This window comes from Apibacter muscae (genome assembly GCF_007845635.1).
Classification (GTDB): domain Bacteria; phylum Bacteroidota; class Bacteroidia; order Flavobacteriales; family Weeksellaceae; genus Apibacter; species Apibacter muscae.
Genome location: NZ_SELG01000037.1, coordinates 39034 through 57533, shown reverse-complemented (window position 1 = coordinate 57533; position 18500 = coordinate 39034). Strand labels below are relative to the sequence as shown.

The window sequence follows — 18500 nt, the reverse complement described above, 5'->3', positions numbered from 1 at the left end:
CAAAAATACAATATTAAAAATGAATGTATAGTTTCGTTAAGATTTATTTACACTAGATTATGAAAAATGTTAAACAAGATAAATATTAATTTAGTAATATTTATTTTTGTAAAAAATAATAACTATGATAAAAATTTGTAAATTTTTAATACTATTTATTCCTATAGAAGTTTTTACTCAAACGAGTATAGAAAAAAGTGCAAAAGATTTTATACCCGCAGGATACAATATCTACGAAACTGTTTTTGGAGACTTAAATAAAGATGGACTTGAAGATTGCGTACTCATTATAAAAGGTACAGATAAAAATCAAATCATACAAGATGAATTTCGTGGAGAGTTAGATAGAAATAGGAGAGGGATTATTGTTTTGTTTAATAAAGAAGATCATTACGAACCAGTTCTAACAAACTATAATTGTTTTTCTTCTGAAAATGAGGATGGAGGAATATATTTTCCTCCGGAGTTATATGTAAATGTAAATAAAGGAAATCTCTATATAGATTATTATTATGGAAGATATGGATATTGGACTTATACTTTTAGATATCAAAATTCTGATTTTGAATTAATAGGCTATGATATCACCTCAGGAGGAGTAGTAAAAAATTACATTTCAAGTATAAATTTTTCTACTAAAAAGAAATTTGAAAAAATAAATACCAATGAAGAGGCTGTAGGGGGTGACGAAGTATTTAAGAATGTTTGGAAAGATATTTATATAGATAAACTTCTTAGATTAAGCGAAATTAAAGATTTTGATGGATTGGAAATTCCTTATAAAGTGCTTAATTAAAAAGAAAGAAGATTGAGTTATTCATATTTTTAGTTTTTCTTATATTAATTATATGGCTTATTTATTAAGCCATTATTTGGATATTTAAAAAGAGAGTTAGAATCATATATATGTGTATGATGGCAGTTATTTATGTTATTTAAATGTATTTTACAGAGGTAGAGTTTATCCAATCGGAAGTTTACCCAGATTTATATTTAATTAAGAATAAAGATAAAAGCAAAGATTCATTAGAAATATGAATTAAAAATAAGGTTATTGAGAGAATAAATCTGGAATTTGTAGGCAATGAAAATAAATATACAAGAAAAACTTACAATTACTTTGACCAATAAAATGAAATGTTTATTAATTATTCATTAAAACTTTATGAATATTAAAATGGTTGGGGGTACAAATCCTTTTGGTTATGCTGGAACTGCCCATTTTATATTCCATAAGGAAGATCCTGGAGGTTTCAGTAGTGAACTAGAGTATTATACTCCATATGAATTAGCTTATTTCAATATAAAATTGTGTGAAAATGATTCTACTAAATTTTATGGGGTTTTATGATATTATGACAAGGGAATTGAAACTTATGAAACTATTATTAATATAAAAACTTGTTTATAAAATTAGTTTACCAAAAATGCTCTAATTTAAAACTAAGAAGTTATATATGAAAAGAGCAAGAAAACTATAAAATTTTTCTTGCTCGCAAATTAATATCTATAAACTTTAGTTAATTGAACTATTTTCTCATTTTTTTATAAGCATTGATTAATCCGTTGGTGGAAGAATCGTGAGAAGTTATTTCTTCATCATTAGCCAATTCTGGTTGAACTTTTACTGCCAGCTGTTTGCCTAGTTCTACTCCCCATTGATCGAAGCTATAAATATTCCAAATAACACCTTGTACAAATATTTTTTGCTCATACATGGCAATTAATTTTCCAAGCAATTTCGGAGATAATACATTGTACATAATAGAATTGGTAGGACGATTGCCTTCAAATATTTTGTAAGGTTTTAAAGCTTCAATTTCTTCTGAAGTTTTCCCTTGTTTTGTAAGCTCTTCAACCACTTGTTCCTCCGTTTTACCAAAAGCCAAAGCTTCTGTTTGTGCTAAGAAGTTAGAGACTAAAATTTCATGTTGGTTAGAAACCTTATTTAGGCTATTGGCACCTACTAACAAATCGCAAGGAATTAATTTAGTTCCTTGATGGATTAATTGATAGAAGGCATGCTGTCCGTTAGTACCAGGTTCTCCCCAAATAATAGGTCCTGTTTGTATAGATACTTTTTTACCATTTCTGTCTACATATTTACCGTTTGATTCCATATCTCCTTGTTGAAAATAGGCAGCAAAACGGTGTAAATATTGTTCGTAAGGCAATAAAGCCACGCTTTCAGCATTAAAGAAGTTATTATACCAAATACCTAATAAAGCTAAAATAACAGGAATATTTTTATTAAACTCAGTTTTACGGAAATGTAAGTCAATCTCATGTCCGCCCTCTAATAATTCAGTATAATGTTTAAAACCTATTCCTAAACATATACTAAGTCCTATGGCAGACCATAGAGAATAGCGACCACCTACCCAGTCCCAGAATTCGAACATATTACTCTTGTCTATTCCAAATTTGGTAACTTCTTTTTCATTGGTTGAAAGAGCTACAAAATGTTTAGCTATTTCTGCTTCAGATTTTGCTTGTTTTAGGAACCATTCACGTGCGGTGTGGGCATTAATCATGGTTTCTTGCGTAGTGAATGTTTTGGAAGCTACAATGAATAAGGTAGTTTCAGGATTTAAAGGTTTTAATGTTTCAGCTATATGTGTTCCGTCAATATTGGAGACAAAGTGTATATTTAATCGGGTTTTATAATGTTTCAAAGCTTCAACAGCCATTAAAGGCCCTAAATCAGATCCTCCAATACCGATATTAACAACATCTGTAATTTCTTTGCCTGTGTATCCTTTCCAATTTCCAGAAATTATATCATTGGAGAATTTTTCCATTTGTGATAATACCTTATTTACTTTAGGCATTACATCTTCACCATCTACAAAAATAGGGGTGTTATCTCTATTTCTTAATGCAGTATGCAGAACAGCTCTATTTTCAGTACCGTTAATTTTATCACCGGTAAATTGTTTTTCAATAGCTTCTTTAAGATTGGTTTCTTCAGCCAATTGCAATAACAATTCTATGGTTTTTTCTTCAATCCTATTTTTTGAATAATCAAACAATAGATCGTCGAGCTGTATTGAAAATTTGTTAAATCGATTGGGATCTTCTTTAAACCAATCTCTAAGATGTTTATCTTTTACATTATTATAATGTTCTTCAAGTAACTTCCAAGACTTTGTTTCCTTTGGATTAATTTTTGATAGCGCCATTTTAATATTTTAACTAGATTATTTATAAGTTGTTTTTAAGTTTAATCAAAGTTAATAAAATTAATAAATACATTAATAAATTTACTTGTTTAAATATGACAATTAAATATCAAATACTTATGTTGTATTATTAATTTAATAATCTTTTAAAATCTTTTTTATTCCCATGGAAAACATTTAAATCTACGTAAGTGTTAATACCATTCATGTGGCCTCAATTACTATATTGCCAAAATAACCAATTTCTGTCCCCTTTGATTTTTGGTGAGTGATAAATATTTCTATACCATAATGGATTATCGTGAAATTTATCCATTAAAAAATCTTCATAAAATTCTTGAGTTACATATAAAATTGGTTTTTTCCCGTAATAATTATGTATTTTTTCTTCAAAAATTTTAATTTCCTTTAAGATTTCATTCTTAGAATGGCTGGTTTTACAATTTCCCCCATATTCAAGATCAATTACAGGAGGTAGCATCTCGCTTAACTTAGGGACTGTATTAATAAAATTATTGGCTTGATCATTCCCACTTTTACAAAATGTAAAAAAGTGATAAGCTCCTACGGGAATATTTCTTTCCCAAGCTTTTTTCCAATTGTAACTAAATTTTCTATCAATAAAATCGCTTCCTTCCGTAGCTTTTATATATACAAAATGTACTTCAGTAGTATCTATAAGATCCCATTGAATATTATTCTGGTGTCTAGAAATATCAATACCTCTAATTGGATATTCAGTCTTCGAAGGATAATTAAACCGAAGGCAACCGGTATATAATGCTAGTAAAATTATTAATATTAAAAGTAAAATACTTCCCATGATGAGAAGTATTTTCTTGTTCTTAAATTTCATATTCTTAAATTTTATATAATAAAAGAATCTAGTTTAAATGGTTTCCTTCCTCATCGAAGTATTCAAATAAAAAGTCATTGTAAGGGAAACGTTGGGTATGTATATCTTTTACTTGTTCATAAATTAATTTTTTCATATCACTATAATTTTCTTTGGTTAGTGCAGAAATAAAGATGGTAGGATGTTGTGATTTAGCCATCCACGTTTTTTTCCAATCATCCAAGGAATAATTTTTTTGTGTGATTGGCGTAAGATCATCTTCATCCTTTTTTTCAAAAGTAAAATTATCTATTTTATTAAAAAGCATAATCATAGGCTTATCGGAACAATTTATATCTGCAAGAATTGAATTTACCGATTGTATATGGTCTTCAAAACTAGGATGTGAAATATCAACCACATGAACCAAGAGATCTGCTTCCCGAACTTCATCTAAGGTAGATTTAAATGATTCCACCAATTGAGTAGGTAGTTTTCGAATAAATCCTACCGTATCAGTAAGAAGAAATGGAAGATTACCGATAACTACTTTTCTAACAGTTGTATCAAGTGTAGCAAATAATTTATTTTCTGCGAAAACTTCTGATTTACTTAATACATTCATCAAAGTGGATTTTCCTACATTGGTATACCCGACCAAGGCAACTCGAACAAGTTTGCCCCGATTGTTTCTCTGGGTTGCCATTTGTTTATCAATTACTTTAAGTTTATCTTTTAGTAAAGAAATTCGATCTCGAATAATTCTTCGGTCGGTCTCAATTTCCGTTTCTCCCGGACCTCTTAAACCAATACCACCTTTCTGCCTTTCCAAGTGAGTCCACATACGGGTTAAGCGTGGAAGTAAATATTCATATTGTGCAAGCTCAACCTGTGTCCGTGCATACGAAGTTTGGGCACGTTGTGCAAAAATATCTAATATTAAATTTGTACGATCTATGATTTTCTTTTCTAATTCTTTTTCCAAATTTTTAAGTTGAGATGGGCTGAGTTCATCATCAAAAATTATGGTATCAATTTCATTCTCATTTGCATATTCTAATATTTCTTCCATTTTCCCACTACCTACAAAGGTGCGAGGATTGGGTTGTTCCAATTTTTGGGTAAATCTTTTATATACTTCAGCACCGGCTGTGTTGGCTAAGAATTCCAACTCATCCATGTATTCCTTAAGTTTTTCTTCATCTTGCAAAGGGGTAATTAATCCAACCAAGATGGCTTTTTCATAATGGGTTTCTTTTTTTTCTAGCATATATTTGCTTATAATTTTTTAGCTTCAATTAATTTAGTTTGAATTTAGAACCATGAATAGATTCTATAGATCTAAATTTAAATTTTTAAAATTTAGTCTAAGCTAAAATACCAATATTATTTTAGTTTATAGTTATATAAAGTTTGAAAATTGATTAGTAAAAGGCTTTACTAATCATGAATAGTTAATTAAAACGATCTTAGTAGGACTTAATATTTGGAATTTGTTTAAATAATCATTTGATTCTAAAATGTAGTAAAAAGTAATGTTACTTTGTTTAATGATTTTTTTTATTTAAAAAAACAAAGGTAAAAATTTATTTAGTAAGTGCCAAATTTTTATAACAAATACATTTTTTTAGATGATCGTTAACAATGCCAATAGCTTGTAAGAAAGAATAAACGATGGTTGTTCCTACAAATTTAAATCCTCTTTGTTTTAAATCTTTGGAAATAAGATCAGATAAAGGAGTTGAAGTAGGTACATCATTTATATCTTCCCAACCATTTACTATGGGTTGGTAATTTACATAAGACCAAATGTAGTTTGAAAAGCTGTCAAATTCCTTTTGTATATTCATGAAATGAATAGAATTGGTAACTATTGAATTTATTTTTAACTTATTTCTAATTATACCATCACAAACTAATAATTCATCTAGTTTTTTTTGATCGTATTTAGATATTAGCGTATAGTCAAAATTATCAAAGGCTTTTCTGAAATTTTCTCTTTTTTTTAAAATAGTAATCCAACTTAAACCTGCTTGGAATCCTTCTAATACTAGGAATTCAAAAAGAGTTGAATCCTCATAAACGGGCTTTCCCCACTCAAGATCATGATATTTTATATAGATTTCCTCTTTTCCCACCCAATCACAACGCTGAATAGCCATATTTTTATTGGTTAAAATATTTTAATTAGAAATAGGCTCTACCTCTGATTTCTGGATGGAAACGTCTATGTTATCAACTGAATCTATTCCTTGATCAGGAAAAACATCAGGGAAAATATCATTCCATTTCCTAAGTCTTTCCTTTCCTCTCCAGTTGAACTGAGGGAGATACCTTTGGTTTTCAGGTAGCTTGCTTTCAGGGTAAATTTTCGACTGAGCATCCAATTGGCAGGAAACAATATCAAGTTCTTCATTCACAAACTCCCCTTGAAGAATTCCACAGATAGATATTGCTATTCCAGTTCTTTCCTTTTTTCCTGTCTTTTTGGATTCTTCTTCTACATAAGCTATAGATTCAGCATTGCCTTTTAAATCAATGAAGTGGATTTTGTCATTTTCAAAATAAGCATATAATTTTCTTCCTTTGGCTTGGTTAAATTCGAACTTGGGTGATAATGAATCAACCTTGCTTATAACAAAAGCATTTTCTCTTCCATAAACCGAATCTATGGCTTGTGTTTGAGGATTTAGATATACGGAAAGCGTATCTGAAATTAATTGTCTTCCGCCAGTCGCCCAGAAAATAGGTCTTTTATAAAAGTCCAATCGGCTTGCATCTTCATGATAGACTAATGAATCACTTTTACCAGACATATTGGATTTAAATAGTCTACCGTTATGGTACCCCCTAATTGTTGATTGTTTATTCTTATCCTGTATAGCAATTATGGTATCTGAGTGCATATACAAAGAGTCTTTGGTGAAGGCTTTTACCATATAAGGTCTACCTGTAACTATCGCCGAGTCTTTGAATTGGAATACTTCTCCATACTCACCCATTAAATAACGTTTTTCTTTGGGTTCTTCTAATTTAACATTTTTGATTCCTTTTCCATATCCTGTGATTTCATTAAAATATAAATCATCGGCAGATAAAATTTTCCCTTGATAATGAACTACACCATCCTTTTTTAGGAAAGATTCTTTTGTCTTAGTATTGTAAGTTCCTTGGGTGCCAATAATATAAATGGTAAGATCTTTTTTATTAATAATTTCTGTGAAATTCTTAAAAATAGCAAGACCACTTTGTGTATTATATTTAATATCTGTGCCTAAGATGGTGTAGTCTGGTGATTCTAATGTAGAGTTTGCTCCAAGTTCAATTCTTTTATCTTTAACAAAATATTTACCAATTTTTGTTTTAGTAATATTTTCTCCTTTATATATGGTTCCCCAGTTATCAAAATAAGCAACGTCTGAGTTTGCATCGTAGATGAGCTCCTGAGTTTCAATAATTTGATCAGGAGAAGTTAGTTTTACATCATCATAAGCAACGGCAGTCTTAGTATTTGCATCATAGGTTAATCGCTTACATACCAAATAGGTGTCTTTATCCTTGAAATTTATATTTCCTCTTGCTTCAATAAAGTTTCTATCTTGGAAGTATATAATAGAGTCAGCTTTTAGACTAGAAGTTTCGTGTTCAGCAATTACATTGCCTGAATATACCATATTTCCGTTAAAGACCTTTTCATTAACTTCCTCCAAATCAGCATTGATTAATTTGATAGGAATAGGTTTATTATTTTTTATTGGAACTGGTGGATTAACTTGCGTATGATAGAAACCTAATATAAATAATAGGAAAAAGATGGTTAAATATACCTTTATATTATTTTTTTTTTCTTGCATAGAAATATAAGGAATGGCTTTCAATATCTATATTAAATATTTCTTGTAATGAATCTTTTATGGTCTGTATTCTAGGGTCACAAAATTCAATAACTTCACCGGTATCAAGTAATAATATATGATCGTGTTGTTTTGCATAATAAGATTTTTCGTATAAAGATTGTTGACCTTCACCAAACTGATGTTTTCTTACTAAATTGGCATCCAACAAAATTTCAATGGTATTATAGATAGTTGCTCGGCTTACTCTGTAGTTCTTCTCCTTCATTTTCATATAAAGCCAGTCAATATTAAAATGCTCGTCTGTAGAATAAATTTCTTCAATAATAGCAAATCTTTCAGGAGTTTTTCTATGTCCTCGTTCTTCTAAATATTTTTTTAAAACGTCTTTTACAGTTTCAATATTCTTATTTAGTGTTTCTGCACTCATATTACGATCTATATATTGCAAATATAATTAAAAATAAAGCTAGTATATTTATTTAGTCTCATATTATTTAGATATAGAACTATAATAATAAATAATCAGTACATGTATTTAGAATTAATAAAAATTCTACAATTTTATTTCTATTAAAATATTGATAATCAATATTTTGTATAAACTTAAATTTAATTCTTTTATAAATATAAATTTTTAGTATACTTTTTGATTATTTTGATATTATTATTAAAGAAAATCTGAATTATTATAATATTCTCAATAATTATAAGAAATTGATTTGAATAAATGAAACAGTATATTATTTTTTTTGTAAGTGTTTTTTTGTTCTTTATAGTAAGTTGTCAAACTACGAGAAAAAAAGAAAGCTATTCAGATTATACATCAGGAAAAATGGAAAATATAACAATTGGTGGAGGATGTTTTTGGTGCTTAAGTCCTTGTTTTGAAATGTTAAAAGGGGTGTATAAAGTTACTAGTGGATATTCCGGTGGTAGCACTGAAAATCCCAGTTACGAAGAAGTTTGTACAGGTGAAACAGGGCATGCAGAGGTCATCCAAATTGAATACAATCCGGAAGAAATTTCTCTATCGGAATTGTTGGATGCTTTTTGGTATTTGCATGATCCAACTCAATTAAACAGACAAGGCAATGATGTAGGTACCCAATACAGATCCATTATACTCTACAATTCGCAAGGACAAAAAATTTTAGCAGAGGAATCTATGTTAAAATCTCAAAATACAGATTTATGGAAAGATAAATATGTTACTGAAATTAAACCTTTAACTAAATTTTATCCTGCTGAACTTTATCATCAAGATTATTTTAAACAAAACCCAACTCAACCTTATTGCTCTATGGTAATATCGCTAAAGGTTAAAAAATTTAGAGATAGATTTTATTATAAAATAAAATCTGAATTTAAATGAAAATTTTTTAAAATAATTATTTAATTAATAATAGTTACTTTTTTTCAAAATTGACTTAAAAATAGTAACTTTGGCGACTTAGAAAAATTAAAAATAAGTATAATGAGTGTTATTGTAATTATTTTCCTGTCAGCAATTGTAAGTTTATATCTAGGCATATTTAAAGCAGGAAAGTATTCTCAGCATATTGCTATTTTAGGGTTATTATTAGCTTTAGCTACAACTTTCTTAGGGGAATATCCTTTTTTTTCACGCTATTCACATATGTTGAATTTTGATCAAACTGCGAAAGTTTTTACTCAAATAGCTATTTTTATCACTATCTTAATCTTTTTACTTGGTAATTATGCTTTAAAATTAATTGATCATCATCAATCTGAGATCTATTGTTTGCTTATGTTTGTTTTATGTGGAGGTATCGTATTGTTCTCTTATCAAAACTTAATTACCTTATTTTTAGGAATTGAAATATTATCGATACCATTATATGTATTAGCAGGTAGTAATAAGCACGATCTTCGTTCAAACGAAGCTTCGGTTAAATACTTCCTTTTAGGGGCGTTTGCTACAGGGTTCTTATTATTTGGAATAGCACTTATTTATGGAGTTACAAATTCATTTAGTATAGATGTGATTAGGCAATATAGCATCAATACTACGGATTATCCATCCATATACATGACCGGGATTATTTTACTTTTAATTGGTCTTTTATTTAAAATTTCTGTAGCACCTTTTCACTTTTGGGCTCCTGATGTTTACGAAGGATCACCTTCTGTGATTACGGCTTTTATGTCATCAGTTGTTAAAATTTCAGGCTTTGTAGCTTTATTTAAATTAATGGAGTATGTGTTTGTGGGGCAATTGAATGAATGGCAATACATTGTTTTTTATGTAGCAATTATTACCCTTCTTACAGCTAATATTGTTGGAATATTACAAAATAATGTTAAAAGAATGTTGGCTTATTCTAGCATTTCACATGCGGGTTATTTATTATTGATTTATTTTAATACCGGAATTGAATCAGTTTATACTTTGGCTTTTTATTTACTGGCATATTCTTTAGCAACTGTAGGAGCATTTGCAAGTATAATTTATATTGAAAGAATCACCAATGGAATCACAGATATTAAAGCTTTTAATGGATTGGCAAAAACACAGCCTATATTAGCTATATCTACGACTGTTTCTTTATTGTCAATGGCTGGAATCCCTTTGACCTCCGGATTTATTGCTAAGTTTATGTTGTTTAATCAGGCTATAAAAACTCAACCTCTATTAGTTATCATCGCGATATTAGGATCTGCAATTAGTATAGCCTATTATTTAAAATTAATTATTGCTATGTACTTTAAACCTAGCCATGATGAAATTATAAATGCTAAAAATCCACCATTAATCTATAATATATTAGCGATATTTATTTTTATACTAATAATAGTTTTAGGGATTTATCCTCAGCCTGTATTTACTTGTTTGGCTTTTATTAAATAAAAAATTATTTTATTATACAAAAAAAAGGGAGATTATTAATCTCCCTTTTTTAGCTTTATAAAAGTTTATCTTTATGACTTGCAGAAATTCTGGATGAAATAATTATGAACGCTATTGGATGAAGTAATTTCTGGATGAAAAGATGTAACAAGCATATTATCTTCTTTGGCTGCAACTATTTTATTGTTAACGACAGATAATATATTTGTTTTAGGACCCACTTTAGAAATATATGGTGCTCTAATAAAAGTCATTGGAATTTTACCGATCCCCTCAAATTCAGATTCTGTATAAAAACTTCCTAGCTGCCTTCCATAAGCATTTCTTTTTGCAGTAATATCCATTAAACCTAGATGAGAATTTTCACAACCTTCAATTTTTTTTGCAAGCAAAATTAGTCCAGCGCAAGTGCCAAATGCAGGCAATCCATCGGAAATTAATCCTTTTAAACTATCAAACATATTTAAATCCTTTAATAATTTACCAATGGCAGTGCTTTCCCCTCCTGGTAATATAATTCCCTGCATGTCTTGTTGAAGATCTTTTTTATTTCTAATTTCAAAAGATTCTATATTTATCTCGGATAATTTTTGTTTATGCTCAAGAAATGCTCCTTGTAAAGCTAATACTCCTATTTTCATTTTCTATAATAAATCTATTTAGATAATGGTTAATTAAATAATAATTAACCATTATCTAAGGTCATTATTTACCTCTTTCAGCCATTAATAATTCTATTTCAGCCTCATTAATACCTACCATTGCTTCACCTAAATCCTCAGAGATTTCAAGTAAAACTTTCGGGTCGTTGTAATTAGTTACAGCTTTAACAATGGCTTGTGCTCTTTTTTCTGGATCTCCTGATTTAAAAATTCCAGATCCTACAAAAACTCCTTCTGCTCCAAGTTGCATCATTAAAGCTGCATCGGCTGGAGTTGCCACTCCACCTGCAGCAAAATTAACGACAGGTAGTTTTCCATTCTCATGAACATATTTAACCAAATCATAAGAAACTTGTAACTCTTTAGCTTTATGGAACAATTCATCTTCCTGCATACCTTTTATAAGTCGAATTTCTTCATTCATAGCCCTTAAATGTCTGACTGCTTGTACAACATCTCCAGTTCCTGGTTCTCCTTTTGAACGGATCATAGCTGCTCCTTCTTGTATTCTTCTTAAAGCTTCTCCTAAGTTTTTTGCTCCACAAACAAAAGGAACTTGAAACTTGGTTTTATTTACGTGATATTTATCATCGGCTGGAGTTAACACTTCACTCTCATCAATATAATCTATTTCTAGTGCCTCTAGAATTTGTGCTTCAACAAAGTGACCAATTCTAATTTTAGCCATTACAGGAATACTAACAGCGTTTTGTATACCTTTTATCATCTTAGGATCGCTCATTCTAGAAACTCCGCCCACAGCTCTAATATCTGCTGGAATTCTTTCTAAAGCCATTACGGCACATGCACCACAAGCTTCAGCTATTTTCGCTTGTTCTGGTGTTGAAACGTCCATTATAACCCCACCTTTTAGCATTTGAGCTAAATTTTTGTTTAATTCTAGTCTAGATTCTGTCATTGTTATTTATTTTTTAAATTATTCTACAATTCTTAAATTAAGTAAATGATAAATTTTAACGTAAATGTATTGTATATTTGGCGGGTGTAAATGATACAGTTTTTATAAAAATAACTAGTCCAGATGTTAAGACCTTGGAAATTACAATTAGATATAAAATCTCAATCAAAAAAAGCAATTTATTTACAAATTGCAGATGCTATTATTTCCGATATACGTTCCGGTAGATTAAAAGAAGGAACTGCCTTACCAGGAACTAGAAAACTTGCAGAAGATTTAAAATTAAATCGAAATACTATTGTAGAAGCCTATAATGTATTGCTTAGTGAAGAGTGGTTAGTAACACAGGATAGGAAAGGAACTTTTGTTAATAGTAAACTTCCTATATTACAAAAAGGGAATATAAATAGCGTTTCAAAAGATATTGGTGGATTGCCTAAGCATACATTGAATATAAGTTTTGAAGGTGGCTATCCAGATAGAGATATTGCACCTATCAATGAACTTGCAAGAGCTTACCGTCAAATTTTTAATAGTCAATCACGTTGGCAAATCATGGGTTACGAAAGTGAGTTAGGAAGTAATGAATTTAGAAATGAAATAGCATCAATGTTAAATTTTCAACGTGGTATGCAGGTAAATGATAAAAATATATGCATCACTAGAGGTAGCCAAATGGCTTTATACTTAGTTTCTCAATGTATGCTTAAAAAAGGAGATATCGTAGCAATTGAAAATCCGGGATATCCTTTAGCTTGGAAAACCTTTAAAAATGCTGGTGCAAAGCTTTTATCAATTGAAGTAGATAAACAGGGAATGAATGTTGAATCTTTAAAAAGAAACTTGGAAAATGGAATTAAGGTTAAAGCAGTATTTGTTACTTCACATCATCAATTTCCGACTACAGTATCTCTAAGCCTTGAAAGGCGGCTGTCTTTAATACAATTGTCGAATCAATACAGTTTTACCATTATTGAAGATGACTATGACCATGAATTTCATTTTGATTATCGTCCATTATTACCTTTATCTAGTTACAAAGAATTGAAAAACTTTGTGTACATAGGTACAATGAGTAAAATAATTTCACCGGCTTTAAGAATAGGTTACTTAGTAAGTAACCATTTAAAGTTAATATCTAAGGTAGGAGAATTGAGGAAAATTATTGATATACAAGGGGATAGTATTATGGAGCAAGCTGTTTTGCAATTAATTCAAGAAGGAACTATAAGAAGGTATTTAAAAAAGGCAATTTCTTATTATAAAAATAAGAGAGATTTTACAGAATATTTATTAAATAAATATTTAAAAGATAAAATAACTTTTGATACGCCTAACGGAGGATTGGCTTATTGGATAATTCCTTTAAAAAATATAAATTGGAAAGAACTAGATATTCATTTACAACAAAGAGGAATAAAAATAATAACTCCAGACCATTATGGGTATAATACAATAGTGAATGGAATTAGACTCAGTTATGGAACTATTTCTAAAAGTCAACTAGAAGAAGGGATCAAGATTTTTTCTAAACTTATTTAATTTTAACTCAATATAATAGATTATGATATTTAGTTTAATCGATATTTAGTAAATATATAGGTTAAGATTTTATTATAGAACCAACCTATAAGAAGCCCAAAAATAGCACCAGTTATAATATCTAAAGGGAAATGCACACCCACATAAATTCTACTGTATGAGACTAGTATAGCCCATAAAAAAAATAAATAAGGGGTATACTTATGTTTTGCATAAAATAATTTTGATAAGTAAAATGCTAACGCAAATGTGCTGGCAGCATGAGCAGAGAAGAAACAATAATTCCCTTTACAATTTTCAATAACTAGCCGAAACAATCCATCTAGTTCAGGGTTTCTACATGGTCTAGGTCTTTGAACCCAGTATTTGAATAATGAAGCAATATTGTCCGTAGAAGCAATCATTAATCCAATGGTTATAAGTATTATGATTGATTTTTTTAAACCAAATTTTTCAAAAATTATAATTATAAGAATTATATATACAGGAATCCAGTAATATTCGTCGGTTAAAAATAACCAGAATTTATCATAACTAGAGCTACCTAAATGATTCAGGTATAAAAAAAGTTTTTCATCCCAATAAACAATACGATCCATTAAGTTCTTTTTATGGGGCCATCAAAAGTATCATCAAAGAAATCATTAACATTTTTGTTTGCTTCTTTAATAGAATCATCTATGGTTTTCTTAGTGTCTTTAATTTCTTCTTCAATTTCTTTAAAGGAATCATCGGTGTCAACATGAGACATCACCTCTTTTTTTATGCTATCAGTAGCATCTTTCATAGCTCTAACTCCTTGTCCTAATCCTCTAGCTATTTCAGGGATCTTGTCAGGCCCAAAAATAAGAACTGCTATTAACAAGATTACTAATATTTCTCCAAAGCTCACAATATATCATTTAATGAATACAAAAGTACCAATTTAATTTTGATCAATATTATTAATTAAAATAAAAAAAGAGTCTTTATAAAGACTCTTTTTTTATTTTAATTGTTTGTGTTTAAAGGACTGACTCCTTTAGTTTAGCTTTTGCTTGATCATAAGTACGTCTAGTTAAATCATAGGATAGAGAAGACGCAATATATATAGATGAATACATACCAAAGGTAAATCCTAAAAATAAAGCAAACATAAATCCTTGTAGACTTTCACCCCCAAAAAGGAAGATGATTACAGTAACCATAATGGTAGATATACCTGTATTTATAGTTCTTCCTAAGGTATGATTAATAGCATCGTTATAAAGTTCTTCAAGTGTCATTGAACGAGCTAAATTAAGGTTTTTGTTTTCTCTAATCCTATCGAATACAATCACTGTATCATTAATTGAATACCCAATAATAGTTAAAATGGCTGCAATGAATGATTGGTCTATTTCTACAGAGAATGGTATAATTTTTAACCAGCTTAACACTGAAAAAGCTCCCATAACAATTACAGCATCATGGAAAAGAGCCACTACAGCACCAGTAGACATTTGCCAATTTTTAAATCTAACCAAGATGTATATAAATATCCCAGCCAGAGCAATTGAAACGGCTATAATACCATTTTTAACGATACCACTGGCTACAGTAGGTCCAACTTCTGATGACGATTGAATTCCGTAAGGAGAACCATTAATAAATTCTTCTTTAGAATATCCTTTAGGTAAATATTCTTTAAGACCTGTGTACAATTTTTCTCGAATGCTAAGATCAATGTTAGGGTTATTGTCTCCTAATCCATACTTAGTTGTAATCCTTAATTGGTCTTTGCCACCATATTGTTTAGCATTTATATTACTTGATTCACCACCGACAGTAAAGATTTTTTCTAAAGATTCAGAAACAACTTCAGGATGAATTTCTTTATTTAATTTAATAACATAGGTTCTACCGCCTGTATAATCTACACCTTTATCAAAACCTTTGGTAAAAATAGATATTAAAGCTACAACCATAAGTATTAAAGAGAAGATATAAGCCAATTTTCTTTTTTCCATCCATTTATAATTCACATTCGTAAACCAATTCTTAGTGAATTTAGTTGTTAAAGAAAATTGCTGTCCTTTCTCCATTGCTCCATAGATTAGCATTCCTGTAATAAAAATTGCTGTGAATAGAGTACAGAATATACCAATAACTAATGTAACGGCAAAACCTTTAATAGGACCAGTGCTAAACAATAATACACAACCTACAATTAAAGTAGTTAAATTACCGTCGATAATAGCAGCTAAAGCATGTTTTTGACCTTCTATAAAGGCTTGTTTCAAAGGTTTACCTTTTCTTAATTCCTCCTTAATACGTTCAAATATAATAATATTAGCATCTACGGCCATAGCCATAGAAAGAACTATACCGGCGATACCGGGTAGTGTTAGTACAGATCCCCAGGAAGCCATGATTCCTATTAAATAGAACAGATTTATAACTAGAGCGATGTTGGCATAGATACCTGCTTTGCCGTAATAAAATACCATCCATATCAATATAAAAATGTAAGAAACTAAAATTGAAATTAATCCATTAGTAATGGATTGCTGCCCTAGGGTAGGACCAACAACCTCTGACTGTAAAATATTTGCCTTCGCTGGAAGATTACCAGCTTTTAAAACATCAACCAAGTCACTGGCTTTTTGTTCTGAATAATTCCCACTAATTACAGATTGACCGTTAGGAATTACAGAATTTACAACTGGTGCAGTATAAACTATATCATCCAAAACAACTGCAATAGGTTTGCCTGATGGCTCTCCAGGTTTAGGAGCATTTTTTTCCGTTAACTTTTTCCATTCAATGGAACTCTCAGGCCCCATTTGCATAGCAATTTGAATCCGATTAAATTGATCAAAAGTTAGTTGTGCATCACTAACAGCTCCAACCAATGGGGCTTTATTATTACGCGTACCTTTAATGGCATACAATTCAAGTAAATTATTAGAATCAGGCTCGGAAGACCATAATAATTTATTATAACGTAGGATATTTTTAGCTTTATCAGAATTTATAATACGATTAATGGTAGCTGTATCACTTAATTTAGCCAGAGCAACTGCAGTGGAATTTGGTGCTTGAATTAGCTTTCCCATTAATTGCTTATCGGCAGCTTTTAGGTTAATATACGTTAACATATTCCATGCAGAAGATTTTTCAACCACCTCCCAAAACTCAAGCCTTGCAGAAGTTTGTAATAAATTTTTTACCCGATCGGTATCTGTAACTCCAGGCAATTCAACAAGAATTCTACCTGTGCCAGGAACTCTGGAAATATTAGGCTCATCAATTTTTAGTTTAGTAATACGAGTTCTAATTATATCTATAGCGTTAGAAACTTTAGATTCTATGCTACTGGTAATATATTTTTCAACCTCAGAATCACTGGTGTTATGTTGAATTACCCCAGATAGTTCTTTTGTACCAAATATTTCAGGAGAGGACAATTTTAAATCGGGTTGACCTAATTCTTGTTTTGCTTTTTGAAAAGCCTTAAAGAAATTTTGAGTGAAAGTATTATTGGAAGTGCTAGCTTCTGATGAAGCAATTTCAATGGCTTTGTTAAACACTGTGTTTTCAGTATTATCAGCCAAATCTACTAATAAGTCTTTCTCAGAAATCTCTAAAAGAAGGTTTAATCCTCCCTTTAAATCAAGTCCCAATTTAATTTCTTTTTCTTTAGCACTTTGATAGTCCATTTTGACTATACCTAAATTTAAAGTGTCTTTTGCTAATTTTTCAATTTCAGCTTTTCTCTTTGTTTCATCACCTTTAGAATTTTTTTCAGCTCTAGATTCTAAAAGATTAACATAAATTGTAGGTAATAATTCAATTAAGCAAATTATAGCCAAAGCAATTGCAAAAAATTTGACAAGTCCTTTTCCTTTCATCGATTTAGTTTATGAGATATGTGTCTATTTAACATTAAGTTTGCAAATATAACAGACTATTTTATGTCAACCAATTATTTATAGCACTTTTTAACCCTCTATGATTTTAATTAAAATCACTTTTCGCTATAATTTTTTTTAAAATTTTAAATTGTAAATTATTTCCTTATATATATTTGCAACAATTTTAAATTAATATGGAACAAGAGGAAATTCAAAAAGCAGTACAGGTTATGCAGGATGGAGGGATCATTCTTTATCCAACAGACACAATTTGGGGCATAGGTTGTGATGCTACTAATGAAAAAGCTGTTGAAAAAATATTTAAAATTAAACAACGAACCAAAGAGAAAAATTTAATATTGTTGGTTGAATCTGAAAGACGATTGCAAGAATATGTTGAAGTACCCACGTTGGCTTGGGATTTAATGGATTATTCAGAAAAGCCATTAACCATTGTTTATGAAAATCCTAAAAAATTACCCAAGAGTATTATTTCTGAGGATAATACTGTAGGTATCCGATTGACCAAAGATTTTTTTTGTAAAAAACTTATATCCAAATTAAATAAACCGCTAGTTTCAACATCCGCAAATCTAAGTGGAGAAAAGTCTCCAAAAAATTTTTCAGCAATCAATCATAAAATTTTGGAGGATGTTGATTATATAATAAATTTGCGACATGAAGACGATTGTATATATAGTGGTTCATCTATAATTAAATTAACACCAAATAATAAAGTAACCGTAATAAGACAATAAC

At 29.7% G+C, this 18500-nt stretch carries 17 protein-coding genes; 6 read left to right on the top strand and 11 right to left on the bottom strand.

Annotation, left to right across the window (positions count from 1 at the left end; genetic code table 11):
* Positions 1-124 precede the first annotated feature (124 nt).
* The gene (locus tag ETU08_RS08505) at positions 125-796 is read left to right on the top strand and encodes a hypothetical protein (RefSeq protein ID WP_146262601.1); all 672 of its coding nucleotides are present in this window, start codon (positions 125-127) and stop codon (positions 794-796) included.
* Between the two features lie 369 nt (positions 797-1165).
* Entirely contained in the window at positions 1166-1351 is a 186-nt protein-coding gene (locus tag ETU08_RS08500) for a hypothetical protein (RefSeq protein WP_146262600.1), read from the top strand.
* Between the two features lie 178 nt (positions 1352-1529).
* Here the strand turns inward: ETU08_RS08500 and pgi are convergent, their stop codons facing one another.
* The 6 genes from pgi to ETU08_RS08470 form a co-directional block, all read right to left on the bottom strand.
* Positions 1530-3182: a glucose-6-phosphate isomerase gene (pgi, locus tag ETU08_RS08495; RefSeq protein WP_146262599.1), complete on the bottom strand. Its 1653-nt coding sequence runs from the start codon at positions 3180-3182 to the stop codon at positions 1530-1532.
* A 214-nt stretch (positions 3183-3396) separates the two neighbouring features.
* Positions 3397-4038 (bottom strand): GH25 family lysozyme, encoded by a 642-nt coding sequence (locus tag ETU08_RS08490; RefSeq protein ID WP_221410548.1) that lies wholly within the window; start codon positions 4036-4038, stop codon positions 3397-3399.
* A 28-nt stretch (positions 4039-4066) separates the two neighbouring features.
* Positions 4067-5287: a GTPase HflX gene (hflX, locus tag ETU08_RS08485; RefSeq protein ID WP_146262598.1), complete on the bottom strand. Its 1221-nt coding sequence runs from the start codon at positions 5285-5287 to the stop codon at positions 4067-4069.
* A 316-nt stretch (positions 5288-5603) separates the two neighbouring features.
* A complete protein-coding gene (locus tag ETU08_RS08480; RefSeq protein WP_146262597.1) occupies positions 5604-6179 on the bottom strand; it encodes a DNA-3-methyladenine glycosylase I in 576 nt (191 codons plus the stop codon).
* Positions 6180-6200: 21 nt separating this feature from the next.
* Complete coding sequence (locus ETU08_RS08475) at positions 6201-7871, bottom strand: LptA/OstA family protein (RefSeq protein ID WP_146262596.1); 1671 nt, start codon at positions 7869-7871, stop codon at positions 6201-6203.
* A complete protein-coding gene (locus ETU08_RS08470; protein ID WP_146262595.1) occupies positions 7852-8301 on the bottom strand; it encodes a Fur family transcriptional regulator in 450 nt (149 codons plus the stop codon). Before ETU08_RS08470 ends, ETU08_RS08475 begins: the two co-directional genes overlap by 20 nt.
* A gap of 300 nt (positions 8302-8601) precedes the next feature.
* Here ETU08_RS08470 and msrA point away from each other — a divergent pair, with 300 nt between their 5' ends.
* Together msrA and ETU08_RS08460 are read left to right on the top strand one after the other, a co-directional pair.
* Complete coding sequence (gene msrA / locus ETU08_RS08465) at positions 8602-9246, top strand: peptide-methionine (S)-S-oxide reductase MsrA (protein ID WP_185145304.1); 645 nt, start codon at positions 8602-8604, stop codon at positions 9244-9246.
* Positions 9247-9348: 102 nt separating this feature from the next.
* On the top strand, positions 9349-10743 hold the full coding sequence (locus ETU08_RS08460; protein WP_146262594.1) for an NADH-quinone oxidoreductase subunit N: 1395 nt from the start codon (positions 9349-9351) through the stop codon (positions 10741-10743).
* A 71-nt stretch (positions 10744-10814) separates the two neighbouring features.
* On the opposite strand, the gene pdxT is transcribed toward ETU08_RS08460, so the two are convergent.
* Both pdxT and pdxS read right to left on the bottom strand, forming a co-directional pair.
* On the bottom strand, positions 10815-11384 hold the full coding sequence (gene pdxT / locus ETU08_RS08455) for a pyridoxal 5'-phosphate synthase glutaminase subunit PdxT (protein WP_146262593.1): 570 nt from the start codon (positions 11382-11384) through the stop codon (positions 10815-10817).
* Positions 11385-11448: 64 nt separating this feature from the next.
* Complete coding sequence (gene pdxS, locus ETU08_RS08450; RefSeq protein ID WP_146262592.1) at positions 11449-12324, bottom strand: pyridoxal 5'-phosphate synthase lyase subunit PdxS; 876 nt, start codon at positions 12322-12324, stop codon at positions 11449-11451.
* Positions 12325-12447: 123 nt separating this feature from the next.
* Here pdxS and pdxR point away from each other — a divergent pair, with 123 nt between their 5' ends.
* Positions 12448-13866, top strand: coding sequence for a MocR-like pyridoxine biosynthesis transcription factor PdxR (gene pdxR / locus ETU08_RS08445; RefSeq protein WP_146262591.1), 1419 nt, complete (start codon positions 12448-12450; stop codon positions 13864-13866).
* 29 nt (positions 13867-13895) lie between these two features.
* Here pdxR and ETU08_RS08440 read toward each other — a convergent pair whose 3' ends face one another.
* The 3 genes from ETU08_RS08440 to secD form a co-directional block, all read right to left on the bottom strand.
* The gene (locus tag ETU08_RS08440; RefSeq protein ID WP_146262590.1) at positions 13896-14465 is read right to left on the bottom strand and encodes a phosphatase PAP2 family protein; all 570 of its coding nucleotides are present in this window, start codon (positions 14463-14465) and stop codon (positions 13896-13898) included.
* On the bottom strand, positions 14465-14758 hold the full coding sequence (locus ETU08_RS08435) for a Sec-independent protein translocase subunit TatA/TatB (protein WP_260391079.1): 294 nt from the start codon (positions 14756-14758) through the stop codon (positions 14465-14467). Before ETU08_RS08435 ends, ETU08_RS08440 begins: the two co-directional genes overlap by 1 nt.
* 112 nt (positions 14759-14870) lie before the next feature.
* Positions 14871-17738, bottom strand: a complete 2868-nt coding sequence (gene secD / locus ETU08_RS08430; RefSeq protein ID WP_146262588.1) for a protein translocase subunit SecD — start codon at positions 17736-17738, stop codon at positions 14871-14873.
* Positions 17739-17935: 197 nt separating this feature from the next.
* Here secD and ETU08_RS08425 point away from each other — a divergent pair, with 197 nt between their 5' ends.
* Positions 17936-18499 (top strand): L-threonylcarbamoyladenylate synthase, encoded by a 564-nt coding sequence (locus ETU08_RS08425; RefSeq protein WP_260391078.1) that lies wholly within the window; start codon positions 17936-17938, stop codon positions 18497-18499.
* Position 18500: the final 1 nt, after the last annotated feature.